The organism is Serratia ureilytica, assembly GCF_013375155.1.
In the GTDB taxonomy this organism is placed as follows: Bacteria; Pseudomonadota; Gammaproteobacteria; order Enterobacterales; family Enterobacteriaceae; genus Serratia; species Serratia ureilytica.
Window position 1 is genome coordinate 102997 of record NZ_JABXOF010000011.1, and the last position, 22129, is coordinate 125125.

28 protein-coding genes and 1 pseudogene are annotated in these 22129 nt (G+C 59.0%); 14 read left to right on the forward strand and 15 right to left on the reverse strand.

Translation table 11 applies throughout. The annotated features are described in order from the left end of the window. Window positions 1-22: 22 nt before the first annotated feature. On the reverse strand, window positions 23-649 hold the full coding sequence (rluE, locus tag HWW83_RS19910; RefSeq protein ID WP_046686908.1) for a 23S rRNA pseudouridine(2457) synthase RluE: 627 nt from the start codon (window positions 647-649) through the stop codon (window positions 23-25). A gap of 131 nt (window positions 650-780) precedes the next feature. Here rluE and icd point away from each other — a divergent pair, with 131 nt between their 5' ends. Next, complete coding sequence (gene icd, locus HWW83_RS19915; RefSeq protein ID WP_015377612.1) at window positions 781-2034, forward strand: NADP-dependent isocitrate dehydrogenase; 1254 nt, start codon at window positions 781-783, stop codon at window positions 2032-2034. A gap of 83 nt (window positions 2035-2117) precedes the next feature. Here the strand turns inward: icd and uspF are convergent, their stop codons facing one another. The 3 genes from uspF to HWW83_RS19930 form a co-directional block, all read right to left on the reverse strand. Then, window positions 2118-2573: a universal stress protein UspF gene (gene uspF, locus HWW83_RS19920; RefSeq protein WP_123061628.1), complete on the reverse strand. Its 456-nt coding sequence runs from the start codon at window positions 2571-2573 to the stop codon at window positions 2118-2120. Between the two features lie 217 nt (window positions 2574-2790). Further along, on the reverse strand, window positions 2791-3018 hold the full coding sequence (locus HWW83_RS19925; RefSeq protein WP_089194648.1) for a YgdI/YgdR family lipoprotein: 228 nt from the start codon (window positions 3016-3018) through the stop codon (window positions 2791-2793). A 12-nt stretch (window positions 3019-3030) separates the two neighbouring features. Then, window positions 3031-3264, reverse strand: coding sequence for a YgdI/YgdR family lipoprotein (locus HWW83_RS19930; protein ID WP_089196955.1), 234 nt, complete (start codon window positions 3262-3264; stop codon window positions 3031-3033). 361 nt (window positions 3265-3625) lie between these two features. Here HWW83_RS19930 and tolA point away from each other — a divergent pair, with 361 nt between their 5' ends. Next, window positions 3626-4063, forward strand: coding sequence for a cell envelope integrity protein TolA (gene tolA, locus HWW83_RS19935; protein ID WP_089196956.1), 438 nt, complete (start codon window positions 3626-3628; stop codon window positions 4061-4063). A gap of 160 nt (window positions 4064-4223) precedes the next feature. On the opposite strand, the gene HWW83_RS19940 is transcribed toward tolA, so the two are convergent. Continuing rightward, a complete protein-coding gene (locus HWW83_RS19940; RefSeq protein WP_060451502.1) occupies window positions 4224-4514 on the reverse strand; it encodes a hypothetical protein in 291 nt (96 codons plus the stop codon). Window positions 4515-4660: 146 nt separating this feature from the next. Between HWW83_RS19940 and HWW83_RS19945 the strand changes: the two genes are divergently transcribed. Continuing rightward, window positions 4661-5080, forward strand: a complete 420-nt coding sequence (locus HWW83_RS19945) for a GNAT family N-acetyltransferase (protein WP_060660815.1) — start codon at window positions 4661-4663, stop codon at window positions 5078-5080. Here the strand turns inward: HWW83_RS19945 and HWW83_RS19950 are convergent. Both HWW83_RS19950 and HWW83_RS19955 read right to left on the reverse strand, forming a co-directional pair. Continuing rightward, window positions 5077-5289 carry a hypothetical protein gene (locus tag HWW83_RS19950; protein WP_025302536.1) on the reverse strand — a complete coding sequence of 71 codons (213 nt, stop codon included), beginning with the start codon at window positions 5287-5289 and terminating at the stop codon, window positions 5077-5079. The two genes, HWW83_RS19945 and HWW83_RS19950, sit on opposite strands and share 4 nt — an antisense overlap. Window positions 5290-5381: 92 nt before the next feature. Further along, window positions 5382-6497 carry an AI-2E family transporter gene (locus HWW83_RS19955; protein WP_046686916.1) on the reverse strand — a complete coding sequence of 372 codons (1116 nt, stop codon included), beginning with the start codon at window positions 6495-6497 and terminating at the stop codon, window positions 5382-5384. Between the two features lie 295 nt (window positions 6498-6792). On the opposite strand from HWW83_RS19955, the gene HWW83_RS19960 reads away from it, so the two are divergent. Then, window positions 6793-6930, forward strand: a complete 138-nt coding sequence (locus tag HWW83_RS19960) for a hypothetical protein (RefSeq protein WP_016928056.1) — start codon at window positions 6793-6795, stop codon at window positions 6928-6930. A gap of 72 nt (window positions 6931-7002) precedes the next feature. Here HWW83_RS19960 and HWW83_RS19965 read toward each other — a convergent pair whose 3' ends face one another. Next, window positions 7003-8214 carry an MFS transporter gene (locus HWW83_RS19965; protein ID WP_060660814.1) on the reverse strand — a complete coding sequence of 404 codons (1212 nt, stop codon included), beginning with the start codon at window positions 8212-8214 and terminating at the stop codon, window positions 7003-7005. Between the two features lie 231 nt (window positions 8215-8445). Between HWW83_RS19965 and HWW83_RS19970 the strand changes: the two genes are divergently transcribed. Together HWW83_RS19970 and HWW83_RS19975 are read left to right on the forward strand one after the other, a co-directional pair. After that, complete coding sequence (locus HWW83_RS19970; RefSeq protein WP_060660813.1) at window positions 8446-8904, forward strand: hypothetical protein; 459 nt, start codon at window positions 8446-8448, stop codon at window positions 8902-8904. Between the two features lie 99 nt (window positions 8905-9003). Next, entirely contained in the window at window positions 9004-9420 is a 417-nt protein-coding gene (locus HWW83_RS19975) for a DUF2000 domain-containing protein (protein ID WP_033642793.1), read from the forward strand. A 12-nt stretch (window positions 9421-9432) separates the two neighbouring features. Here the strand turns inward: HWW83_RS19975 and HWW83_RS19980 are convergent, their stop codons facing one another. Then, window positions 9433-9783, reverse strand: coding sequence for a GFA family protein (locus tag HWW83_RS19980; protein ID WP_129993145.1), 351 nt, complete (start codon window positions 9781-9783; stop codon window positions 9433-9435). Window positions 9784-9924: 141 nt separating this feature from the next. Between HWW83_RS19980 and HWW83_RS19985 the strand changes: the two genes are divergently transcribed. From HWW83_RS19985 to HWW83_RS19995, 3 genes are all read left to right on the forward strand, one after another. Then, window positions 9925-10134 (forward strand): hypothetical protein, encoded by a 210-nt coding sequence (locus HWW83_RS19985; protein WP_004941260.1) that lies wholly within the window; start codon window positions 9925-9927, stop codon window positions 10132-10134. A 152-nt stretch (window positions 10135-10286) separates the two neighbouring features. Then, on the forward strand, window positions 10287-11360 hold the full coding sequence (locus HWW83_RS19990) for an SMP-30/gluconolactonase/LRE family protein (RefSeq protein ID WP_176589505.1): 1074 nt from the start codon (window positions 10287-10289) through the stop codon (window positions 11358-11360). A 75-nt stretch (window positions 11361-11435) separates the two neighbouring features. Further along, entirely contained in the window at window positions 11436-12080 is a 645-nt protein-coding gene (locus HWW83_RS19995; protein WP_033642796.1) for a Qnr family pentapeptide repeat protein, read from the forward strand. Here the strand turns inward: HWW83_RS19995 and HWW83_RS20000 are convergent. Beyond that, window positions 12070-12693 (reverse strand): LysE family translocator, encoded by a 624-nt coding sequence (locus HWW83_RS20000; protein WP_033642797.1) that lies wholly within the window; start codon window positions 12691-12693, stop codon window positions 12070-12072. The two genes, HWW83_RS19995 and HWW83_RS20000, sit on opposite strands and share 11 nt — an antisense overlap. A gap of 374 nt (window positions 12694-13067) precedes the next feature. Here HWW83_RS20000 and cspE point away from each other — a divergent pair, with 374 nt between their 5' ends. Beyond that, the gene (cspE, locus tag HWW83_RS20005; protein ID WP_004941268.1) at window positions 13068-13280 is read left to right on the forward strand and encodes a transcription antiterminator/RNA stability regulator CspE; all 213 of its coding nucleotides are present in this window, start codon (window positions 13068-13070) and stop codon (window positions 13278-13280) included. Between the two features lie 114 nt (window positions 13281-13394). Then, window positions 13395-13473 (forward strand): annotated as a pseudogene (locus tag HWW83_RS20010). A gap of 213 nt (window positions 13474-13686) precedes the next feature. On the opposite strand, the gene HWW83_RS20015 reads toward HWW83_RS20010, so the two are convergent. Beyond that, complete coding sequence (locus tag HWW83_RS20015; RefSeq protein ID WP_016928046.1) at window positions 13687-14364, reverse strand: isochorismatase family protein; 678 nt, start codon at window positions 14362-14364, stop codon at window positions 13687-13689. 253 nt (window positions 14365-14617) lie between these two features. Here HWW83_RS20015 and HWW83_RS20020 point away from each other — a divergent pair, with 253 nt between their 5' ends. Continuing rightward, on the forward strand, window positions 14618-15046 hold the full coding sequence (locus tag HWW83_RS20020; RefSeq protein WP_033642798.1) for a universal stress protein: 429 nt from the start codon (window positions 14618-14620) through the stop codon (window positions 15044-15046). A 314-nt stretch (window positions 15047-15360) separates the two neighbouring features. Next, window positions 15361-16116, forward strand: a complete 756-nt coding sequence (gene budC, locus HWW83_RS20025; protein WP_025302549.1) for a meso-2,3-butanediol dehydrogenase — start codon at window positions 15361-15363, stop codon at window positions 16114-16116. A gap of 43 nt (window positions 16117-16159) precedes the next feature. Here the strand turns inward: budC and HWW83_RS20030 are convergent, their stop codons facing one another. The 4 genes from HWW83_RS20030 to puuD are packed head-to-tail and all read right to left on the reverse strand — an operon-like array spanning window position 16160 to window position 20279. After that, on the reverse strand, window positions 16160-17440 hold the full coding sequence (locus tag HWW83_RS20030) for an NAD(P)/FAD-dependent oxidoreductase (protein WP_016928043.1): 1281 nt from the start codon (window positions 17438-17440) through the stop codon (window positions 16160-16162). A gap of 11 nt (window positions 17441-17451) precedes the next feature. Beyond that, window positions 17452-18948: an aldehyde dehydrogenase PuuC gene (gene puuC, locus HWW83_RS20035; protein WP_033642800.1), complete on the reverse strand. Its 1497-nt coding sequence runs from the start codon at window positions 18946-18948 to the stop codon at window positions 17452-17454. Between the two features lie 15 nt (window positions 18949-18963). Continuing rightward, complete coding sequence (gene puuR / locus HWW83_RS20040; RefSeq protein ID WP_033642801.1) at window positions 18964-19521, reverse strand: HTH-type transcriptional regulator PuuR; 558 nt, start codon at window positions 19519-19521, stop codon at window positions 18964-18966. Next, the gene (gene puuD, locus HWW83_RS20045) at window positions 19518-20279 is read right to left on the reverse strand and encodes a gamma-glutamyl-gamma-aminobutyrate hydrolase (RefSeq protein WP_025302552.1); all 762 of its coding nucleotides are present in this window, start codon (window positions 20277-20279) and stop codon (window positions 19518-19520) included. The genes puuR and puuD overlap by 4 nt, the downstream gene beginning before the upstream one ends. A gap of 219 nt (window positions 20280-20498) precedes the next feature. Between puuD and HWW83_RS20050 the strand changes: the two genes are divergently transcribed. Beyond that, window positions 20499-21917 carry a glutamine synthetase family protein gene (locus HWW83_RS20050; protein WP_015377637.1) on the forward strand — a complete coding sequence of 473 codons (1419 nt, stop codon included), beginning with the start codon at window positions 20499-20501 and terminating at the stop codon, window positions 21915-21917. The last annotated feature ends 212 nt before the right edge of the window (window positions 21918-22129 follow it).

The window sequence follows — 22129 nt, forward strand, 5'->3', positions numbered from 1 at the left end:
GGCGCCTCCATCAGTTATCGGTCTACAGAGAATCGATGCTTTTCCATTCACCAGGCTGCAGTGAGCCCAGCGAAAGATTACCCATACTGTAGCGAATCAGGCGCAGGGTAGGGAACCCGATATGCGCCGTCATGCGACGCACCTGGCGGTTTCGCCCTTCGAACAGGGTGATTTTCAGCCAACTGGTGGGGATGGATTTACGCTCGCGGATCGGCGGGTTGCGCGGCCACAGCCACTGCGGCTCGGCTACCAGCTCCACCCCGGCGGGCAGCGTGGGGCCGTCTTTCAGCGTAACGCCGCAGCGCAATGGCGCCAGATCGCTTTCCTGCGGCGCGCCCTCGACCTGCACATAATAGATTTTGCCGGTGCGCTTGCCCGGCTGGGTGAGCTGCGCCTGCAGCTGGCCGTCGTTGGTCAGCACCAGCAGCCCTTCGCTGTCGCGATCCAGGCGCCCGGCGGCGTAAACGTCGGGGAAGGGGATGTACTCTTTCAGCGTGGCGCGGCCGGCTTCGTCGGTGAACTGCGGCAACACGTCGAAGGGCTTGTTGAATAACACAATTCGACGTGGCCCCTTCGGCGCGGCGGGTTTGGCGGCATTCGGCTTGCTGAATCGTTTAACGTTGTGATTTCTAACAGAGAATTTTTTCATAACAGTTGAGATTACGGATGATAAGCGCATTATAACCGAATCCGTTTCGGATTGGCGCGGACCGAATATTCAAGTAGTATCTACACGCATCTTACAAAGCATTAACAAAATTGCGCTTGAAGGAGAGGTTGATGGAAAGCAAAGTAGTTGTTCCGGCAGAAGGTAAAAAAATCACGGTTGACGCCCAGGGTAAACTGGTTGTTCCTCATAACCCGATCATCCCGTTCATTGAAGGCGACGGCATCGGCGTTGACGTGACTCCTGCCATGATCCACGTGGTTGATGCGGCCGTTAAAAAGGCTTACCACGGCGAACGTAAAATCTCCTGGATGGAAATCTACACCGGCGAAAAATCTACCCACGTTTACGGTAAAGACGTGTGGCTGCCGGACGAAACTCTGGACCTGATCCGCGACTACCGCGTCGCCATCAAAGGCCCCCTGACCACCCCGGTCGGCGGCGGCATCCGTTCTCTGAACGTGGCCCTGCGCCAGCAGCTGGACCTGTACGTGTGCCTGCGCCCGGTGCGTTACTACCAGGGCACTCCAAGCCCGGTGAAACAGCCTGAGCTGACCGACATGGTGATCTTCCGCGAAAACGCCGAAGACATCTACGCCGGCATCGAGTGGAAAGCCGGCTCCGCCGAAGCGGACAAAGTGATCAAATTCCTGCGCGACGAAATGGGCGTGAAGAAAATCCGCTTCCCAGAGCAGTGCGGTATCGGCGTGAAGCCATGCTCCGAGGAAGGGACCAAGCGTCTGGTGCGTGCGGCGATCGAATACGCCATCACCAACGACCGTGACTCCGTGACCCTGGTTCACAAAGGCAACATCATGAAGTTCACCGAAGGTGCCTTCAAGGATTGGGGCTATGAGCTGGCGCGCGAAGAGTTCGGCGGCGAGCTGATCGACGGCGGCCCATGGCTGAAGATCAAGAACCCGAACACCGGCAAAGAGATCGTGGTTAAAGACGTGATCGCCGACGCCTTCCTGCAGCAAATCCTGCTGCGCCCGGCGGAATACGACGTGATCGCCTGTATGAACCTGAACGGCGACTACATCTCCGACGCCCTGGCGGCCCAGGTAGGCGGCATCGGCATCGCGCCGGGCGCCAACATCGGCTCTGACTGCGCGCTGTTCGAAGCGACTCACGGCACCGCGCCGAAGTACGCCGGCCAGGACAAAGTGAACCCAGGCTCCATCATCCTGTCCGCAGAGATGATGTTGCGCCACATGGGCTGGTTCGAAGCGGCTGACCTGATTGTTAAGGGCATGGAAGGCGCCATCGCCGCCAAGACCGTGACCTATGACTTCGAACGCCTGATGGAAGGCGCTAAACTGCTGAAATGTTCAGAGTTTGGCGACGCTATCGTTAAACACATGTAAGTGTGTTCAGCGCTTGAATGAGAGCGGGAGCCTAAGGGCTCCCGTTTTTTATTGTTCAAAGATGAGTGAGGTAGCGGACAGGCTCACTGAGCGGCGTTAGCCGATTCACGTACGACCAGCACCGGGCAATTGGCGTGGCGGACGACGGCGGTGGCATTGGAGCCGAGGAGGTAAGTGATCGCAGAAGGGCGGTTGGAACCCATCACGATAATCTCCGCGTTAAGCGCATCAGCAAGTTCCAGGATCTGATCTTTAGGATCGCCGACGGCAACGTGCGTGGTCACTCTATCTTCAGGCACGCTGAATTGTTTTGCCGCTTTTGCCAGCCCCTCGCTCGCTAGCGCAATGGTTTCATCTTTGGTTTCTATCGCCGCCGTGGCGGCAAAGCCGAAAGCGGCGTAGGTGGCGCGTGACGGGATCACCGCGAGGAAATGGACGTGGGAGTCTTCGAGCCTGGCGAGCGCGTTGACATGCGGGATGACCTGCTGTGTTAATTCCGGCTCGGTAATATCCACGGGAACCAAAATAGTTTTGTACATACTCCCTCCTTATCGTTTTAAAAAACTCCACTTATCGGATTATAGCCGTTCGACGCTGGGAAAGGGGAGATCCGTATGGCAAACCTGGCAACGTTGTCTGCTGAAATGTCAGGCGTTTATCGACGTTATCGTTAAACGCCAATGGGCGCGCTTACTGTTTGAATAGAAAGGGAGCCATCGGCTCCCTTTGTTTTAGCAGGCTCAGATTATCGGAACCTTAATGAGGGATTTCCGACACCTCTTTGACTTCCGTCTTGTTGATTTGCTGTTTGACGCCATTGGCGTCGGTATACCCGATCAACCCGGCAGAGGTTTCTTTCGGTTTGCCGTCACTGATGATCGTTCTGCCATCGTGGGTATGAATGGCGTAGCTGGTGCGTGTGCAGCCTGACAGTGCGGCGATAGCAATCAGGGCGATCGCGGGAAGAACAAGCGCTTTTTTCATTTGAAGCTCCTTTTAGTTATCCAACTCACTCATGTTTGCAATCTGGTCTCGATTGATCTGTTCCGTTTTGCCCGTTTCTGCATTTCGATAGGAGACTAACCCGGTATCTTTATCGACCTGAGGCTTGCCGTCGGTGACAATGGTCTTGCCATCCGTTGTTTTGATCGCCTGATTGGAAGCGCAGCCCGCCATGAACATCACCGTAGTCGCAGTAAGAAGCGCGGCAAAGAGTCGTTTGTTTTTCATACTTACCATCCTGGTTACTTAAATGAATTTAATAGCAGGAAAGTAAGTATAGGCAGAATCTCCAGATTGTTAGCGTTGAAACGCTTTTAATGCGATAAAAAATTAAGAATTTCTTAATTTATTGATGGGGTGATTGATCGTTCGGATAACAACGTTATCGATAGGTCAGGATACGCAGACGTACTGCCCGGTGAGGGCGCTATGGCTTCATGTCATCATCGGCTCACGATACTCCGCATGCCGATGCTTGATGCTAACAATGTCTCTGGTGGTTGGGCGTTAATTATGTATAAGTATGCGCCGGGGATCTTGTCGAATACCACGTTGATTTTGGCTGATAGTCATCCATAAGGACAGGGATATGAAAATCACGCATTCAGGCTTTAAAACCGGCGCCGCCACATTATTGGCGGCGATGCTCGCGCTGGCATTAACGGGGTGTGCCAAGAGCACCGCCCCCAGCCAAACCGATCCGGTGAATAAAGAGGTTGGCGATCTTTTCGCCAACCTTGGCAACCCAAAGGCGCCGGGAAAAGAGGAATTACATTACCTGTCTCAGGTGCAAGCGGAGATCCAACGCCATTTTAAAGACGCCGCCACTTACTCAGGCCAACGCTGTTCATTGCGTATCACGCTGGCGCCGGACGGCATGCCAGTCGGTGTTCGAACTGAAGGTGGCGATCCGGATCTTTGCCGTGCCGCCATGAAGGCGGTTGCCGATGCGCGTCTGCCTAAGCCGCCAACGCCAGAGATCCATAATGCGTTCCAAATAATCACATTGGAATTTCGCCCGCAGTGAAATAAAGGGCGGCAACTGCGATGCTAGATAATTAAATCAAAGTCACAGGCCGCACTTTCATGCAGCCTCTGGCTTTGCGGCTTTACCATGTTCCATATCGCGTTTTCCTGCGCTGAACCTGGATTTTTCGGCATTATTTCACGGCATGTGGCGCCACTCTCTACCGATACATCATCGCGCTCACGCGCTCGCTTCGGTCTTTAAAACCGTTGCTGCGCATCGTTACCACATAGTAGCGATAGTGGTGTTTCTGTGCGTATTCGCGCACCAGATCTTCGGCGAACAGGCCGCTGAAGGTGACGGTGGTGACGAACGTTAGCCCTTTCACTTCGTAGGTGCTGATCTCCTGCGGGGTGCCGATATACGGCGGCGGGAACACGGTTTTGTGGAACTGGCAGCCGGCCAGCAGCAGGGTAAACAGCAGAGCGGCGGAGATTTGCGGTATTCTCATCGGGAAATGCTTTCCTTCCTTGGCGTGTGTTTTGGTAACTCTATAATAGGATTACAAAATTCGACCGGAATGTAAAAACTATCCCGCCGCGGTTGCCGTTTCGTTGATGCGGTATCGCCGTTATCCATCAGCACGAGGATTAAAACATGTTTGTTCGCCAGGCCATCGACAGCGATGCCGCAGCCCTGATCGCCCTCGACAGCGTCGCCGAATACGAGCCGCAGCGCGCGGCGCAGATCCGCGCCTGGTGCGGGCAGGGCGTCTGTTATCTTGCCGAGGAGCAGGGCATGGCGATGGGATACGGTGTGCTGCACTATCACTTCTTCGGCTGCGGCTTTGTCGAGATGCTGATGGTCGGCGAGCGCTATCGCCGCCGGGGCGTCGGGCAGGCGCTGATTGCGGCGCTTAAGTTGCACTGCCGGCACCCGAAGCTGTTCACTTCCACCAATCGCTCCAACCTGCCGATGCAGCGGCTGCTGTTGAACGCCGGGTTTGTCGCCAGCGGCCAGATTGACAATCTCGATGACGGCGATCCGGAGCAGGTCTTTTTCATCCCGCTGCGCTAATACAGCCGGACATCCACCGCCTGCTGTTGCAGCCAGGTGCTGACGTAGCCATAAGCGGCATAGAAGGCCAGCAGCGCGAAGAGCAGCACGGAAAGCGAGGCCAAAAACTTGACGTCGCCGTGCTTCGACAGCTGATAAGCGCAATAGATAAAGGCTAACAGGCACAGCAGAGTGAAGGCGATAGCCAGCGTAGCGTAAAAAATAAGCATAACGAAACCCGTTCTTCCTTGTAAGCGCGGCAAGGATACCACAGACAAAAAAGGGGCCCAATTGGGCCCCTGTGTGATTCGCTGCGAGAGGGTTACTCCGCCGCGTCGGGATGATTTTTGCCTTCCTCGATGAATTCTTCGTCGATCTCTTCGATATTCTCCTCGCTGTCGCGGCCGGACAGGATGTTCCAGCAGGCGATGAACAGCGCGGCGATCAAGGGGCCGATGACGAAGCCGTTGATGCCGTAGATCTCCATGCCGCCCAGGGTGGAGATCAGGATCAGGTAGTCAGGCATTTTGGTGTCTTTGCCCACCAGCAGTGGGCGCAGGATGTTGTCCACCAGGCCGATCACCACCACGAAGAACACCACCAGGAAAATGGCTTTCCACAGCATGCCGGTGGCGAAGAAGTAGATCACCGCCGGTACCCAGATAATGGCAGAGCCCACGGCCGGGATGATCGACAGGAACGCCATCAGCGCGCCCCACAGCAAGCTGCCGTCGATGCCGGTAAAGTAAAACGCCAGCCCGCCGAGCGCGCCTTGCACCACGGCGACCACCACCGTGCCCTTGACGGTGGCGCGGGAGACGGCGGCGAACTTGACGAACAGGTGGTGCTTCACGTGCTGTGAGAGCGGCAGCGCTTCGAGCGCCAGGTTCACCAGGTACGGGCCGTCTTTCAGCAGGAAGAATAGCAGGTAGAGCATCACGCCGAAGCCGACGACGAAGTTGAAGGTGCCTTTGCCGATCAGGAACACGCTGCCCGCCAGGTATTGCCCGCCCTTGAGCGCCACCTCGGAAAGTTGTTTTTGGATCTCGGCGGCGCTGTTGAGGTTATGTTCCGCCAGGAAGCGCTGCGCCCAGCCGGGCAGATGACGCATGAAGTCCGCCAGCATGGTCGGCAATTGGCTGTTGTTGGTCTGCAGCTTGGTGTAAATCATGTTGAATTCCATCGCCAGCGATGAGGCGATGATCGCTAACGGCGTGAACACGATCAGGCAGATCAGCGCCACCGTCAGCAGCGACACCACGCCGTTGCGTTCGCCGACGTACTGTTTCAACTTCTTTTTCACCGGATGGAAAATCACCGCCAGAATAACCGCCCACAGCACCGAGGAGTAATAAGGCCCCAGCACGTCGAGAAAGGCGGCGGTAACGATGAACAGGATCAGAATAAAGAATCCCTTGGAAATGCCTTTAGACATCATAGTCGTCCCTCAAAAGATGAATTTTCAGCATAGATGAACTGAATGAAAACAACACTATCATTACCTTTGCTTATCCGGTAGGGGATTTTTAACGGCGTATTCCATAGGGTTACTAAGGGGAAAGGAGGGCGCCGCGCGAGGCTCAGGCAGCGACGCAAGGAAAGAAAGAACGCTAAATAGTTAACAAAATTTATTGATTGTGTTTCATTTTGTGTGTTGCGCTTGCCGCCTGCGCCAGGCTTTCCTAGTGTTGATGAGGGCGGCCGTTCGCCCGATACCACGCAGGAGTATGCAAATGACAGAACACAAACGACTTGCCGTTATCGAAAAGGCATTGCTGATCGCTTTCGCCGGTCTGCTGATTTATCTTGTTGCGACCGGCGCCTTGTCATTGTCGGGCCTGGATCATCACTGGCCTTATCCTTCACGATAAGCACGCGCCCGCACCAGGGAATATTCAGCACCGCTAATAATAAATAGAACCTCCTTTCTCATTATTGCGCCATTACGCCGCATTGCGCGGCTCGCGGCGAAAAATCAGCGCCAATCCCGCCCCTGACACCGCCGCCGCCAGCACCAGCCACGCCGGCGCCGCCCAACCGGCCGCGGCCACGATGGCGCTCAGCGCGACCGGGCCGATCACCTGGCCGAGGTAGTTCCCCTGCATCACCAACCCCAGACTCAGCGGCAGCAGCGTGGGCTCCGGCGTCGCTGCCGGCGTGGCGGCCAGAATGGTGGCGGGCAGTATGCCGGCGGTGGCGCAGAACAGGAAGCACAAGGGGATCAGCAGGCCGTTGGGCGTCACCGGCAGGAAAATGCCGATGCCGAAGATGCCGATGACCAGGCTGGTGGCCGCGAGCAGCGTTCTGGCGCGCAGGCCGCGCGACAGCAGTACGCCGGCGGCGAGATTGCCGATGATGTTCGCCGCCACCGCCGCCGCGCTGATGCCGCCGGCGGCCGCCAGCGTCAGACCGATGCGCTGCATCAGAAAGATCGGTAAAAAGGTCATCACCGAGAAAAACTGCAGGTTATAAGCGGTGAACATCAGCGCCAGCAACAGCGGCTGGCGCGCCCGCAGCATCGCGCCCAGCGCTTGCCGCAGCGGCAACGGCGGAGCGTGCGCGTCGGCGGCGCGGCGCGGCGTGGTCAGCGGCAGCAGCAGCGCGGCCAGCAGCGTCAGCGCCGCACCGGCCTGCCAGTTCTGTTGCCAGCCCGCCAGGTGAGGGCCGAAAAACAGCGAAATGGCGATGCCCGCCGGCATGAAGGTGCTCCAGATGCCGAACACCAGGCTGCGCTGCGCCGGGGCGACGATGCGGTTCAGCACCGCCGGCGAGGCGACCACCACGATCACGAAGCCGAGGCCTTCGACAAAGCGGCTGACGATCAATCCGCTGAAGTCGTGGAGCGTGGCGCCGGTAAAGCTGGCGGCGCTGATGATCAGCAATCCGAGCGCCAGCAGGCGCCGGTCGCCCCAGCGGCGCACCAGCAGCCCGGCGGCGATGCCGCCGAACACTCCGACGAAGGGAAAGGCCGAAATAACCCAGCTTAGCGCCTCGAGCGAACGGCCGAACTCGGTCTGTAGCGCCGGCAGCGCGATGGTGGCCTTGCCCACGTGCAGCGCCGCGGCGATGCCGGCGAACAGCACGTTGATGACGGCTAGCCAGGGCGTGGCGGCAGGGGAAACGCGGTCGATGGCGTCCGGTTTAATGGCGGTCATAACACTCTCCAGTGGCGGTAACGCCATCACTATGTGCTCTTGCAACGGCTGAGGTCGTTCAAATGCTGCGCTATCACGCGGGGAAATTATTCATTTCGAGCTTTATTGATTGCGCGCCTTCGTTGTTTGGTTTGCCAGCGTGCCGCCCGGCGTGGACGCTCGCCTCCCTTCAGCGGTTTACTGTTCCGACACGCAGCAGGCGTGTTGTATTCATTTTATAAGGAGCAGTGTATGTCAGAGATGATGAACGAGAGTGGGGCGCCGGCCATTGAATGGAGCTATGGCGGCCGGGGTGATGATATCAGCAGCAGTCTGAGCCTCGACACGGTCGAGGAGCAGCCGCAGGGTTTCTTGATGACGGTCGATCGGCCGGTGCAGATCTTTAAAGACGCGCTGTCGCCGATGATGGCCTTTGTCACGCTGCTGCGCCCGCTGTACGCCAAGACGGGCGAGGGCTTCCAGTACGTGCCGGTTTCCAATCCCTGGACCGACGTGCAGCGCCTGCCGGCCAGCGCAGGTTATCTGGGCGTGCAGGTCAACGCCGGGCTGTTCTTCCACGGCGCCAAGCCGACGCACTATAAAGATCGCGACGGCCAGATGAAGCCGATCGACGGCGGTACCCTTTTGCAGAACATCACCGTGCTGCATCAGGTGGCGCAGCCGCTCGGCCCGGGTGAAGGCGCCGTCTGAGTCGGCTGCGTTATCACGGGGGCCGGACGCGGCCCCTTATCGCGCCTTGAAACCGCGTGCAGGTTGGGTAAAACTGGCTGCCTATTCAAGGAGAAGAGCATGTACAGCGACAACGAGAAAAAGTTTTATATCATCCTCAACCGCAATCACGAACCGGCCACGCTGTTTAACGCCTCCTGCCATCTGACGGCAGGCATCACCGATCTTATCGAGCAGCGCGAGTTTCACCATTATCCGAGCAGCCTCGACGGCGTCAGCGCCAATATGAGCCACTATCCGATCGTGATCCTGCAGGCCAAGAACAGTAGCCAGCTCAGCAACCTGATTCTGAAGTGCAAGGAAGAGGGCGTGTTGGCCAACTTCTTCACCACCACTATGCTGTCGCACTCCGCCGAGCAGCAGATCGCCGACACCGCCAACACCCCTTACGAGCAGCTGGATTTCGTGGCGGTGGCGCTCTACGGCGACACCGAACAGCTTAAACCGCTCACCAAGAAGTTCTCCGTCTACCGCTGAAAACGCGGAATCTCAGACGCTGGCGCCGTCATAGGCGTGGATCTGTAACGCATCCAGCGCGACGTCAGGCACGCAGCGCAGGTTAACGGCGCACATCGCGGCGCCGTCCGGCGCGGTGCCGTAGGCAAAGGGCTGGGCTCCGCAGACTCGGCAGAACTGATGGCGGATCCGGTGCCGATTGAAGGTATAGGCGCTGAGTTGATCTTCACCGCTGCGCAGCGTGAAGGCCGCGAGGGGAAAGAACGACAGCAACAGCCCCTTGCGGCGGCAGATCGAGCAGTTGCAGCTGAGGGCTTCGGTCGGCAGTTCGGCGTCTACGGAGAAGGTGACGGCGCCGCAGTGGCAGCTTCCCTGGAATGACATGGCGGTGATCCTGTGGCAGGAGGGCGGGTTTGCCCAGTATAGTGCAATTTATCGCCATTCGGCCGCGCCGGGCGCGGTTTCCTTAATAAATGCGCGGTTTTCTGGTAGGTTAAGGTTTAACGTCATCAAAAGGAGATCGCGATGTTAGAGCATTACTATCCGGCAAACATGGGCGCCGAACCGGTCACGGACGAACAGCACAAGCGGCTGGTGGCGGTGCAGGCGGCGCTGGAGCTTATCAAGGCTACGCTGTCAGACACCAACGATGGCAACGGCGTGGATTTCCAGCTGAAGGCGGCGGAGAAGCACATCGGCCCGATGGCCGACGCTATTCAGGAAGCCCTGAAGTAACGGTTCGCCGTCACCTCAACCGCCCGTATCGGGCGGTTTTTTTTGCGCCGATTACTGCGATTTTTTTAGCGGCGTATTGCCTTTTTCCCGGCTGGTGCCGTGAGCGGCGCGATCCTACTCTAGCGATCCGAGTCCTCATCAGGTGCACGCCCATGTTTCCCTTCCGCGTATTCTCTTTGTTAGTGCCGCAACGTCGGTGCGCCGCCCGGCTGGCCGGCATCGCACTGTTCATCGGCGGCGTTGTGCAGGCGCACGCGACGCAACGCATCGACTTTTCGCCGGATCCCGCCGGCGCTTACCCAGAGGGCGTCGCCTGGAATGCGCGCGCCGGCGCGTTTTTGGTGTCTTCCCTGCGCGGCGGGCAACTTGGCCTGGTTTATCCCGATGGCCGCTATCGGCGTTTTTCCACCGGCAAGGGACTGATTACCACCTCCGGCATGCTGGTGGACACCGAGCGCAACCGGGTGCTGGTGTGCAATGAAGACGTAGGGGTGTCCCTCCACTCTTCGCCCGGCACGCGCAATCGCGTGGCGCAGGTGTTGGAATTTCGTCTCGATACCGGTGCGCTGCAGCAGGTGTACGATCTGTCTTCGTTAAGCCGTGGGCCGACGCTCGCCAACGATCTGGCGCTCGATGCGCAGGGCAATATCTACGTCACCGACAGCTTCCAGCCGCAGATTTACAAGATCGATCGGGCAACGGGCCAGGTGTCGATCCTGGTGCGCTCATCGCTTCTGCTGCCCGCCGAGACGCCTGCGGCTGCACAGGGCACGCAGCCTTATCTCAACGGTATCGTGTATCACCCGGATGGCTACCTGATCGCGGCGGACTACACCCGCGGGCTGCTGTGGAAGGTGACGTTGGAGAACGCGCCGGCGGTCAGTGAAATCAGGTTGCCGCGGCGATTGAAAGGGCCCGATGGGCTGCGGCTCAAAAACGCCAACGAATTGGTGATCGTACAGTCTTATCCGGGGAGAACAGGGGGCATGTCCGGTGACGTGTCGCTGCTCTCCTCGACGGACGGCTGGGCCAGCGCGCATATCGTCGCCGTTGCCGTGCCGCCGGGGCTGGATGGGCCGACCGGCGCCGCGCTGCGCGATGGCGAGGTGTGGGTGGTCAACTCGCGTTACCCCAAACTTTTTGCCGACGTCGCTCAGGCGGAAAGCGTCAAGCGCTTCAGCATCGTCAAGGTGGCGTTCGCACCGCCCGCAGCGGATGGCCGCTGAGCGACGGCGGTTGCCAACCGCGCCGGAATAGGATTAAATGCTGCACTGACTGTATAAATAAACAGGGGTGTTGCAATGAGCCTGGCGCTAAAGGGTGAGAAGATCGCGCGTAACCGCTTTACCGGCGAAAAAATTGAAAACGGCAGCTTTATGCTGTGTGATTTTTCGGGCGCCGATCTGACCGGCACCGAATTCATCGGCTGTCAATTTTACGATCGCGAGAGCCGACAGGGCGGTAACTTCAGCCGCGCAATCCTGAAAGACGCGAGTTTTAGAAGCTGCGATTTATCGATGGCCGATTTCCGCCACGTTGACGCATTGGGGTTGGAGATCCGCGAATGTCGCGCGCAGGGAGCAGATTTTCGCGGCGCCAGCTTTATGAATATGATCACCAGCCGCACCTGGTTTTGCAGCGCCTATATCACCAAGAGCAACCTGAGCTACGCCAATTTTGCCAAAGTGGTGTTGGAGAAATGCGAGCTGTGGGAAAACCGTTGGCACGGCGCGCAGGTGCTCGGCGCCAGCTTCAGCGGCTCCGATCTGTCCGGCGGCGAATTCTCCGGTTTTGACTGGCGCGCCGCCGATGTCACCCAGTGCGATCTGAGCAACGCGGAACTGGGCGAGTTGGATTTGCGCACCACCGATCTGCAGGGCGTTAAAATGGACAGTCACCAGGCCGCTCAACTGCTGGAGCGGCTGGGGATCGCAATCATCGGCTGAAGAGCTGCCTGATGCCCAGGCTGATGATCAGCACGCCGCAGGCGCGATCGATCCAGGCTTTACTGCGTCGGTAGGCGCTGGCGATCGGCGCGTGCGACAGCACCAGCGCCACCAGGCCATACCACAGGCTAGCGACTACCGCGACCTCCAGCAGCATGGCGGCGAAGGTGGGCATGGAGACATGGGCAGGCGCCGCCGACGAAAACACCGCGGCGTAAAAGGCGACGGATTTGGGGTTGGCGATGTTGGTGGCGACCCCTTGCAAGAATGCCGATCTGAAGCCGGAGTTCACCCCACCCGCCGCGCCGACAACCCCTGAGCCGGGAGCTGCATGGGCGATCAGCCGATAACCGAACCAAATCAAATAACCTGCGCCGGCCACTTTTACCGCCAGCGCCAGCCAAGGGAACAGGGTGAAAATCATGCCGACGCCGAGCAGGGCGCTGCTCGCCCAGAACAGGTTGACCAAGACAATACCTGCCACCAGAGCGAAAGCCTCGCTGCGGCGCGCGGAAACGGCTTTGTGTGCAACGGCGACAAAGTTGGGGCCGGGGATCACCACGCCGACAATATACACGGTGAAGACGGCGAGCACGGCTGGCATATCAATCATCGGTTAACGGCCTGTAAGAAGGGGGAACCTAGTTCTATAATGAATCGCCGGTATGATCCAGCAGTGCGAAAAAATTTTTTCATAGGCCGTTAGCGGCAGATGTAGGCGGTGCTTTGCGGTAATAAATTTATGAGGCAGATGAATATAATTTAAAATATATCTTGCTTAAATAATTTAGCTGTGTGTAAATAGCGTCATCGGTTTGTAGTACAGACCTTATGAAAGCAGTTTTAGTAAAGCAGTTCTCAGTATTAGCGATATCCCTCAGATACCTCTTCTTCCGCGAATTCTCTTCTCTAGTGCCCCATAAGTTTCCAATAAAAACAGACCTCTATCGCCCTATGGCGTCGCAAAAATATAAAGGAAATATCTCTATGTCCAATAAAATGACGGGTTTGGTAAAATGGTTTGATGCAGGTAAAGGCTTTGGCTTTATCACCCCGGCAGACGGCGGCAAAGACGTGTTCGTACACTTCTCCGCTATCCAGAGCAACGATTTCAAAACGCTGGACGAAGGCCAACAGGTTGAGTTCACTATCGAAAATGGCATGAAGGGGCCTTCTGCCGGCAACGTGGTCGCGTTATAATTTTCGGCCGAGGTGCAATTTCTTACGACAGCGATGATGGTTTAAGCCGGAGCAGTTAAGCAATGAAATCCTCAGCCTGAATAAACTCCGGGTTCGCCCGGAGTCTTTCTCGATACGTCATTAGCTCAGCAGGAAGAGCGGCAGCGAAATTATTCGTTGGCGGACTGGGGTTCGATTCCTCGATGACGTTCCAATAATTAATGATTATTGGCAACAGAAAAACAGATTGCCGCAGAATTAATAACGCCGCGTTTCCGTCTATTTTTCTGTTGTGAAAAAGTCGCGCTTAGGCTGCGTAATGTTGGAGTGTGGGATGGACGCTTACGCCATAACATGACAGCCGGGAAAGTCACCGGCACACGATTAATAGCCCCGGCCTTGGCCGGGGTTTTTTATGCCCGCGATCTTAACGCTGCGAGTCCAGCAGTTCGTTATTTTTCACCACGTCCTGCGCCTTGAGGTAGCTCTCGATCAGCAGCTGATAGGCCGGGAAGATTTTGGTGTAGACCTCGGCCCACTGCTGAGCGTCGGCGCGATTCCAGCTGCCCTGCAGCTCGGAGGCGACGCCGGCGGTGTCGATCGGCACCACGCCCGCCTGTACCACGCGCGCCAGGGTAATTTCCTGCGCCATTTTCGAGTAGGTGCCGGAGGCGTCGATTACCGCGAAGACCTTATAGCCTTCGGCCACCGCGCTGATGGACGGAAAGGCCATGCAGACGCTGGTGATGGTGCCGGCGATGATCAGGGTTTTGCGGCCGGTGGCTTTGACCGCCGCCACGAAGTCCGGGTTGTCCCAGGCGTTGATTTCCCCTTTACGGGCGACGTATTGCGCGTGCGGCGCATTCTGGTGAATTTCCGGGATCAGCGGGCCGTTGGGGCCCTGCGGCACCGAGGCGGTGGTGATCACCGGCAGTTTGCTGAGGGTGGCGATGCTGGCGAGGGCGGCGGCGCGAGCACGCAGTTCGGTCATCGGCATATCGGCGACGGTCTGAAACAGACCGCTCTGGTGGTCGATCAGGAGCATGACCGCGTCATTAGCATCAATAACAGGACGCTGGCCGTTGAAGTTGGCTGGAGTGCTCATGGTGTTTTCCTTTTCTCGTCGTGAGGTCAGTGGGTATCTTCTTTGATTGATAAGGCTGAAACTCAGCACTTGCCTACAGTGTAGGGAGAGGAGAGAAATCCGGTAGAGCCTAAAGCCGGGATGCATCGTTCCATAAATGGAACGACACTGCAGCAGGCGCGGGGGCCGGCGCTGGGCTAAACTTAAGGTGCATGAGAAACATGCGGCAAGGAACGCCATCCTGTTCATGGGTTTGACGCGGAGGGCCGCCGTCATGGCTTATCAGCATATCGTTGTCGCCACGGATCTCAGCGAAGACGCCGAGTTCCTGTTGGGCAAGGGCGCCAGGTTGGCCGCCGCGCTCCAGGCCAAACTTTCACTGATTTATATCGATATTCACCGCGCCGGTTATTATGTCGATCTGGGCGTGGGAGATTACAACTACACCGATCGCACGTTTTCGGAGCGGGTGAAGAATATGCTCAATGCGATCAAAGGGCAGTCTTCCTATCCGGTGGAAGAGGTGATCGTCAGCCGTGGCGCATTGACGGAAGAGCTGAATCGGGTGGCGAAGGAAAAAGGGTTCGATCTGGTGATCTTCGGCCATCACCACGATGTCTGGAGCCGGCTGGTTTCTTCGGCGCGTCAGGCGATCAATGAGTTGAACGTCGATCTGCTGGTGATCCCGATCGAGAAAAAATAGTCGCGGCCGCCGGCGAGCGGCTGCTTTTTTCATTCGCATCGCTTATCTCTGAGCGGCCATAACCGTCTATCCGCAATAATCCCGCTTGCTGACAATCCGCCAGGAAAATAGTGACTGTCCGCAATTTTATTATCTCCATCAATATGTTGGCCAAAATCCGATAAAGATTAACTCAGCGCATTGAAATGACTCACATACCTCCTTTTGGTTAATAAACCGCACGTTTTGACTGGCTCTCAGGGAGCCTGCGTCTTATCCTCGGGGCAATGAGATTTGTATGACTTATATAAATGCGTTTACATGGAGGAGGTCTCATGCGTTTTGACAATAAAGTCGTGGTTATCACCGGTGCGGGCAATGGCATGGGGGAAGCGGCGGCGCGGCGTTTCTCCGCCGAGGGCGCCATTGTGGTGCTGGCCGACTGGGCCAAGGAAGCGGTAGACAAGGTCGCCGCTTCGCTGCCGAAGGGCCGGGCGATGGCGGTACATATCGACGTGTCCGATCACGTCGCGGTTGAAAAAATGATGAACGAGGTGGCGGAAAAACTGGGCCGCATCGACGTCCTGCTGAACAACGCCGGCGTACACGTGGCGGGCAGCGTGCTGGAAACCAGCGTCGACGACTGGCGCCGCATCGCCGGGGTCGATATCGACGGCGTGGTGTTCTGCTCCAAATTCGCCTTGCCGCACCTGCTGAAGACCAAAGGTTGTATCGTCAATACCGCGTCGGTGTCCGGCCTGGGCGGCGACTGGGGCGCGGCCTATTACTGCGCGGCGAAAGGCGCGGTGGTTAACCTGACGCGCGCCATGGCGCTGGATCACGGCGGTGACGGCGTGCGCATCAACTCGGTCTGCCCGAGCCTGGTCAAAACCAACATGACCAACGGCTGGCCGCAGGAGATCCGCGACAAGTTCAATGAGCGCATCGCGCTGGGGCGTGCGGCGGAGCCGGAAGAAGTGGCGGCGGTGATGGCGTTTCTGGCCAGCGACGACGCCAGCTTTATCAATGGCGCCAACATTCCGGTCGATGGCGGGGCGACCGCCTCGGACGGCCAACCGAAGATCGTCTAAGCGTTAATGCGCAGGCCCGGCCATCATGACCGGGCCTGTTGTTTTAGACGCCGATGCGATCGCGCAGCGTGTAGTAGGCCGCGCCGATGGCGGTGAACGGGATCTGCAGATTGCGTCCGCCGAAGAACGGCAGGTGCGGCAGCTTGGCGAAGGCGTCGAAGCGTTCGGCGTCGCCGCGCATCAGCTCGGCGATCAGCTTGCCCGCCAGATGGGTACAGGTCACGCCGTGGCCGCTGTATCCCTGCATGTAGTACACGTTATTCTCCAGCCGGCCGAACTGCGGCATGCGCGACAGCGTCAGCAGGAAGTTGCCGGTCCAGCGATAGTCGATACGCACCCCTTTCAACTGCGGGAAGGTCTTCAGCAGCTTCGGCCGGATCAGGTTATCGATGTCGTCCGGATCGCGCGCGCCGTACACCACGCCGCCGCCGTACAGCAGACGATGATCGGCGGTGATGCGGTAGTAATCCAGCAGGTAGTTGCAGTCCTCCACGCAGTAATTCTGCGGGATCAGCGCCTGCGCTATCTCCGGCGCCAGCGGTTCGGTGGTCACCACCTGGGTACCGCACGGCATGCTGCGCTTGGCCAGCCGCGGCTCCAGCTTATCGCCCAGATAGGCGTTGCCGGCGACGATGACGAAGCGCGCCTTCACCTGGCCATTGGCGGTGCTGATGAGCGCCGGTTCGCCGTGGCGAATGTTCGTCACCGCCGATTGCTCGAAGATGCGCCCGCCCTGCAGGCGAATCGCCTCGGCCTCGCCCAGCGCCAGATTGAGCGGATGGATGTGGCCGCCGCTGTGATCGAGCAGCGCGCCGACGTAACGATCGCTGGCGATCTCCTGGCGCACCCGGTCCGCGTCGAGCAGCTCAAGCTGGGTATTGCCGTAGCGCTCCCAGTTGCGTTTTTGCTCGATCAGCGCATGGAACTGCTTGTTGTTCAGGGCGGCGAAGATGCCGCCGGGGCGGTAGTCGCAGTCGATGGCGTAGCGGCTGATGCGGCTGCGAATGATCTCCGCGCCTTCGAACATCATGCTGCCGAGCAGGCGGGCGCTTTCCGCGCCGTAACGCTCTTCAATCACATCGATGTCGCGGCTGTAAGAGTTGACCAACTGGCCGCCGTTGCGGCCGCTGGCGCCGAAACCGATGCGCGCCGCTTCCAACACCACCACGTCGTAACCGGCTTCCACCAGGAACAGCGCGGAGGAGAGGCCGGTATAGCCGCCGCCGATCACGCAGACGTCGCATTCGATCGATTCATTCAGTTGCGGATAGGGCTGATGTGCGTTGGCCGTGGCCGCATAATAGCTTTTTACGTGTTCAGTCATGATGTAAGCCCTTATTCCAGCGAGATCCAGGTGGTTTTCAATTCGGTGAATTTGTCCAGCGCATGCAGCGATTTGTCGCGGCCGTTGCCGCTTTGCTTGTAACCGCCGAACGGCACGGTCATATCGCCGTCGTTGTAGTTGTTGACGAACACCGTACCGGCCTTCAGTTGGCGCGCCATGCGGTGCGCGCGCGCCAGATCGCGGGTCCAGACCGCGGCACCGAGGCCGTAGTCGCTGTCGTTGGCCAGCTGCAGCGCCTGTTGCTCGTCGTCGAACGCCGTCACCGCCAGCACCGGGCCGAAGATTTCATCGCGCGCCACGCTCATGGCATTGTCCACCTGGGTGAGGATGGTCGGCCCCAGATAACCGGCGTGGTCGCCCTGCGGATGGTCGCGCCCGTCGAGGAACAGCGCGGCGCCCTGGCTCAGCCCCCGATCGATATAGCCGGCCACTTTCTCGCAGTGGCCGCTGTCGATCAGCGTGCCCATCACCGTGTCGGGATCGAGCGGATCGCCGGGCACGAAAGCCGCCGCGTGTTTGCGCAGCGCCTGCAGGAACGCTTGCTCTATGCTCGCTTCGACCAGCAGGCGAGTGCCGGCGATGCACACCTGCCCCTGATTGTAGAAGATGCCGGCGGCGGCGCTGCGGGCGGCCTGATCCAGATCCGGGCAGTCGGCGAAGACGATGTTGGCGCTTTTGCCGCCGGCCTCCAGCCAGACGCGCTTCATGTTCGATTCGCCGGCGTAAATCATCAGCTGTTTCGCCACCAGCGTAGAGCCGGTAAAGGTGAGGGCGTCGACGTCGCGGTGCAGCGCCAGCGCCTTGCCGGCGTCGTGGCCGTAGCCGGGCACCACGTTCAGCACGCCGTCCGGCAGCCCGGCCTGTTGCGCCAGTTTGCCGAGCAGGATGGCGCTCAGCGGCGACTTTTCGGAGGGTTTGAGCACCACGCTGTTGCCGGCGGCCAGCGCCGGGCCGAGCTTCCAGCAGGCCAGCAGCAACGGAAAGTTCCAGGGCACGATGGCGCCGACCACGCCGATCGGCTCGCGTTCGATCAGCGCCAGCGCCTCGCGACCGGTGGGGGCGATTTCGCCGTACACCTTATCGATCGCTTCGGCGTACCAGCGGATGCAGCGGATAGCGCCCGGCACGTCGTCGCGCAGGCTGTGACGAATCGGTTTGCCGGTGTCCAGCGTTTCCAGCAGCGCCAGCTCTTCGTGATGCTGTTCCATCAGCTCGGCGAAGCGCAGCAGCGTGGCTTTGCGCTGCGCCGGCGCGGCCTGGGCCCAGTCGCCGCGTTCAAAGGCGGCGCGCGCCGCGCTGACCGCCCGATCGATGTCGGCGGCTTCGCCGCGCGCGACCTGCGCCAGCTCACGGCGACCGGCGGGATCTTCGACGGCGAAACGTTTCCCCGCGGCGGCCGGCTGGTAGCGGCCGTCGATAAACAGCTGGTGCTCAATCTTCAGGGCCTGCGCCCGTTGTTGCCAATACTGCAAATGGTGAAAGTTCATGCCTGGCTCCGTTGATCAGAATGTCGTCGGCGTATGGGCGCTGATAATCCGGCAAATGCGCGCCGACGTGTTGCTGAAACTGTGGGGAATGCCGGTATTGATGGCGTAGCTCTGCCCGGCCTGCAGGTGATAGCTCTGGCCGTTGACCTGCAGCACCACTTCGCCTTCCAGCAGCGTGCCGATCTCTTCCCCTTGGTGTTTGATGCGCTCGCCGGTGGTGGTGCCCGGTTCGTAGGTCTCGATCATCATTGCCAGCGTGCGATTCGGATCGCCGTTATGGATCAGCTTCATCGATACGCCCTGGCTGCCGATCTCGATCAGGTCGTCGCTGTCTATCACGATCTGCGGCTCAGCCGGTTTTTCCGGTTCGGCGAAAAACGCCGACAGCGACAGACCGTATACCGTCAGCAGCTTTTGCAGCGTGCTGATGGCCGGGCTGACCTTGTCTTGCTCGATAGTACTGATGGCGCTGTGGGTTAACCCAGACAGTTCGGCGACCCGGCGCTGCGACAACCCTAATTGTTGACGGATCTGCGACAGACGTTTTCCCGGTGCCAAGCTGACGTCGCTCATGGGCGTTTTTCCTTTTGATAGTTCCGACAGGCGGTAATGAAACCATCAAACAACAGGCGCGATAGGGCATACTCGTCGCTGTTCCACTCCGGGTGCCACTGCACGCCGAGCGCGAAGGGCTGATCGCGCACGCTGATCGCCTCCACCAGCCCGTCGGCGGCGTGCGCCTCGATGCGAACGCTCGCGCCCAGGGTTTTGGCGCCCTGGCCGTGCAGCGAGTTCACCCAGAATCTGTTGCAATCCGGTATCAGTTGCGAAAGCAGCCCCCCTTCCTGAACGATGACTTCGTGGGCGGGGGCGTATTGCTGTTCCAGCGGCAGGTCGTGATCTTCACGATGCTCCAGCAGCTCGGGCAGTTCGTACAGGCGGCGATGCAGGGTGCCTTGGGTGGCGACCACCATCTCCTGCATGCCGCGGCAAATGGCGAAAAGGGGAATGCGCCTGTCGAATGCCTGGCGGATCAGCGCCAGGCTCAACGCGTCTCGGCCAGGATCGGCGTCAGGCTCATCGCCGTTTTCACCATAAAGGTGCGGCTGCACATTACTGGGGCTGCCCGGCAGCAAAATGCCGTCGAGGCGCGGCAGCAGTTCTGCCAGCATTTCCGGCTCCGCCAGCGCGTGCGGCAGGGCGATCGGCAAGCCGCCGGCGGTGATAACGGCATTCAGGTACTTTTCTTGCAAGGTCTGTGTGAGGTGCCCGTTTAACCTATACCTGCACATGACGACGCCAATGACTGGTCTGTTAAATATATTGTCCATGCTATCCCCTTGGTACGTTCGAAATTATGAACGATAAGCTTCTCCACCGCCGATTTCGTTCAATATTCTATAAATCTAGCAGTCGATTGGGCAATATTCAAACCAAAAGTAACACTTGCAAAACAAATTTGTTTCATCTACGTTTCATTTGTGGGCATTATATTGAACAAGACGGTCAATAAACATCGACGACAGCAAAACACAAACGGCGGGTGAACCATGCAGACCAACATCGTAGAAGTGGAAAACTTTGTTCAGCACAGTGAAGAGAGACGAAGTAGCGCGTTCCAGCGCGAAGTGAAGAAGTATCTGGAACGTTATCCGTTAACCCAACATGTCGACGTACTGTTGACCGATCTGAACGGCAGCTTCCGCGGCAAACGCATCCCGGTCGGCGGCCTGAACAAACTGGAGAAGGGCTGTTACTTCCCAGCGTCGGTATTTGCGATGGATATTCTCGGCAACGTGGTGGAAGAGGCCGGGCTGGGGCAGGAGTTGGGCGAGCCGGATCACGTGTGCGTGCCGGTGCCGGGCACGCTGACGCCGTCGGCGGCGGACCCGCAATATATCGCACAGGTGCTGCTCACCATGTTGGATGAAGATGGCACTCCCTTTGACGTTGAACCGCGCAATGTGCTGAACCGAGTGTGGCAGCGTTTGCGTCAGCGCGGGCTTTCCCCCGTGGTAGCGGTAGAGTTGGAGTTCTATCTCATCGATCGTCAACGCGATGCGGAGGGGTATCTGCAGCCGCCGTGCGCGCCGGGCACGCAAGAACGCAACACCCAAAGCCAGGTGTACTCCGTCGATAACCTGAACCATTTCGCCGACGTGCTGAGCGAGATCGACGAACTGGCGCGTTTGCAGGGCATTCCGGCGGACGGCGCGGTGGCGGAGGCGTCGCCGGGGCAGTTCGAGGTCAACCTGCACCATACCGACGACGTGCTGCAGGCCTGCGACCATGCGCTGGCGCTGAAGCGCTTGGTGCGCATGGTGGCCGAGAACCACAACATGCAGGCGACCTTTATGGCCAAGCCGTATGAAGAGCACGCCGGCAGCGGCATGCACGTGCACATCAGCATGCTGAATGCGCAAGGCGACAACGTGTTCGCCGATGACGACGGCGAAGATTCGGCGCTGCTGAAACAGGCGCTGGCGGGCATGATCGCCCTGATGCCGTCCTCGATGGCGCTGCTGGCGCCGAACGTCAACGCCTACCGCCGCTTCCAGCCCGGCATGTATGTGCCGACCCAGGCCTCCTGGGGGCATAACAACCGCACCGTGGCGCTGCGCATTCCCTGCGGCGATCGCGATAACCACCGGGTGGAGTATCGCGTGGCGGGCGCCGACGCCAACCCGTATCTGGTGATGGCGACCATTCTGGCCGGCATCGTCTACGGCCTGGAAACCGCATTGCCGCTGCCTGAGCCGGTGACCGGCAACGGGCTGGAGCAGGACGGGCTGCCGTTCCCGATCCGCCAGAGCGACGCCCTGTACGAGTTCGAACATCAGCCGGTGCTCAATGCATTGTTGGGCGAACGCTTCAGCCATGTCTACCTGGCCTGCAAAACCGATGAGCTGGTGCAGTTTGAGCGCCTGATCACCGAAACCGAGATCGAGTGGATGCTGAAAAACGCCTGATCCCGCTCACCCTGTGACTACCGCGCGCGTCCGGCGCATTTCATCGGCTCTCCTGTGGCCGGCGAGGCTGCGCGCTGCGGTACAGAATTTCTTCTATCACGGCGTACAGGACGCCGACGAGGAAATAACCATGACTCAGTCATCCCCCTGCGCAGACGTTTGCCTGTGCCGCAGTGCCGACGGGCCGGTCGCCGGCCGCCCGACAGCGATCC

Excerpts from the sequence above, each read along its gene's own strand:
- rluE (WP_046686908.1), bottom strand. The coding sequence starts at position 649 with ATGAAAAAATTCTCTGTTAGAAATCACAACGTTAAACGATTCAGCAAG.
- icd (WP_015377612.1), top strand. The coding sequence starts at position 781 with ATGGAAAGCAAAGTAGTTGTTCCGGCAGAAGGTAAAAAAATCACGGTT.
- uspF (WP_123061628.1), bottom strand. The coding sequence starts at position 2,573 with ATGTACAAAACTATTTTGGTTCCCGTGGATATTACCGAGCCGGAATTA.
- HWW83_RS19925 (WP_089194648.1), bottom strand. The coding sequence starts at position 3,018 with ATGAAAAAAGCGCTTGTTCTTCCCGCGATCGCCCTGATTGCTATCGCC.
- HWW83_RS19930 (WP_089196955.1), bottom strand. The coding sequence starts at position 3,264 with ATGAAAAACAAACGACTCTTTGCCGCGCTTCTTACTGCGACTACGGTG.
- tolA (WP_089196956.1), top strand. The coding sequence starts at position 3,626 with ATGAAAATCACGCATTCAGGCTTTAAAACCGGCGCCGCCACATTATTG.
- HWW83_RS19940 (WP_060451502.1), bottom strand. The coding sequence starts at position 4,514 with ATGAGAATACCGCAAATCTCCGCCGCTCTGCTGTTTACCCTGCTGCTG.
- HWW83_RS19945 (WP_060660815.1), top strand. The coding sequence starts at position 4,661 with ATGTTTGTTCGCCAGGCCATCGACAGCGATGCCGCAGCCCTGATCGCC.
- HWW83_RS19950 (WP_025302536.1), bottom strand. The coding sequence starts at position 5,289 with ATGCTTATTTTTTACGCTACGCTGGCTATCGCCTTCACTCTGCTGTGC.
- HWW83_RS19955 (WP_046686916.1), bottom strand. The coding sequence starts at position 6,497 with ATGATGTCTAAAGGCATTTCCAAGGGATTCTTTATTCTGATCCTGTTC.
- HWW83_RS19960 (WP_016928056.1), top strand. The coding sequence starts at position 6,793 with ATGACAGAACACAAACGACTTGCCGTTATCGAAAAGGCATTGCTGATC.
- HWW83_RS19965 (WP_060660814.1), bottom strand. The coding sequence starts at position 8,214 with ATGACCGCCATTAAACCGGACGCCATCGACCGCGTTTCCCCTGCCGCC.
- HWW83_RS19970 (WP_060660813.1), top strand. The coding sequence starts at position 8,446 with ATGTCAGAGATGATGAACGAGAGTGGGGCGCCGGCCATTGAATGGAGC.
- HWW83_RS19975 (WP_033642793.1), top strand. The coding sequence starts at position 9,004 with ATGTACAGCGACAACGAGAAAAAGTTTTATATCATCCTCAACCGCAAT.
- HWW83_RS19980 (WP_129993145.1), bottom strand. The coding sequence starts at position 9,783 with ATGTCATTCCAGGGAAGCTGCCACTGCGGCGCCGTCACCTTCTCCGTA.
- HWW83_RS19985 (WP_004941260.1), top strand. The coding sequence starts at position 9,925 with ATGTTAGAGCATTACTATCCGGCAAACATGGGCGCCGAACCGGTCACG.
- HWW83_RS19990 (WP_176589505.1), top strand. The coding sequence starts at position 10,287 with ATGTTTCCCTTCCGCGTATTCTCTTTGTTAGTGCCGCAACGTCGGTGC.
- HWW83_RS19995 (WP_033642796.1), top strand. The coding sequence starts at position 11,436 with ATGAGCCTGGCGCTAAAGGGTGAGAAGATCGCGCGTAACCGCTTTACC.
- HWW83_RS20000 (WP_033642797.1), bottom strand. The coding sequence starts at position 12,693 with ATGATTGATATGCCAGCCGTGCTCGCCGTCTTCACCGTGTATATTGTC.
- cspE (WP_004941268.1), top strand. The coding sequence starts at position 13,068 with ATGTCCAATAAAATGACGGGTTTGGTAAAATGGTTTGATGCAGGTAAA.
- HWW83_RS20015 (WP_016928046.1), bottom strand. The coding sequence starts at position 14,364 with ATGAGCACTCCAGCCAACTTCAACGGCCAGCGTCCTGTTATTGATGCT.
- HWW83_RS20020 (WP_033642798.1), top strand. The coding sequence starts at position 14,618 with ATGGCTTATCAGCATATCGTTGTCGCCACGGATCTCAGCGAAGACGCC.
- budC (WP_025302549.1), top strand. The coding sequence starts at position 15,361 with ATGCGTTTTGACAATAAAGTCGTGGTTATCACCGGTGCGGGCAATGGC.
- HWW83_RS20030 (WP_016928043.1), bottom strand. The coding sequence starts at position 17,440 with ATGACTGAACACGTAAAAAGCTATTATGCGGCCACGGCCAACGCACAT.
- puuC (WP_033642800.1), bottom strand. The coding sequence starts at position 18,948 with ATGAACTTTCACCATTTGCAGTATTGGCAACAACGGGCGCAGGCCCTG.
- puuR (WP_033642801.1), bottom strand. The coding sequence starts at position 19,521 with ATGAGCGACGTCAGCTTGGCACCGGGAAAACGTCTGTCGCAGATCCGT.
- puuD (WP_025302552.1), bottom strand. The coding sequence starts at position 20,279 with ATGGACAATATATTTAACAGACCAGTCATTGGCGTCGTCATGTGCAGG.
- HWW83_RS20050 (WP_015377637.1), top strand. The coding sequence starts at position 20,499 with ATGCAGACCAACATCGTAGAAGTGGAAAACTTTGTTCAGCACAGTGAA.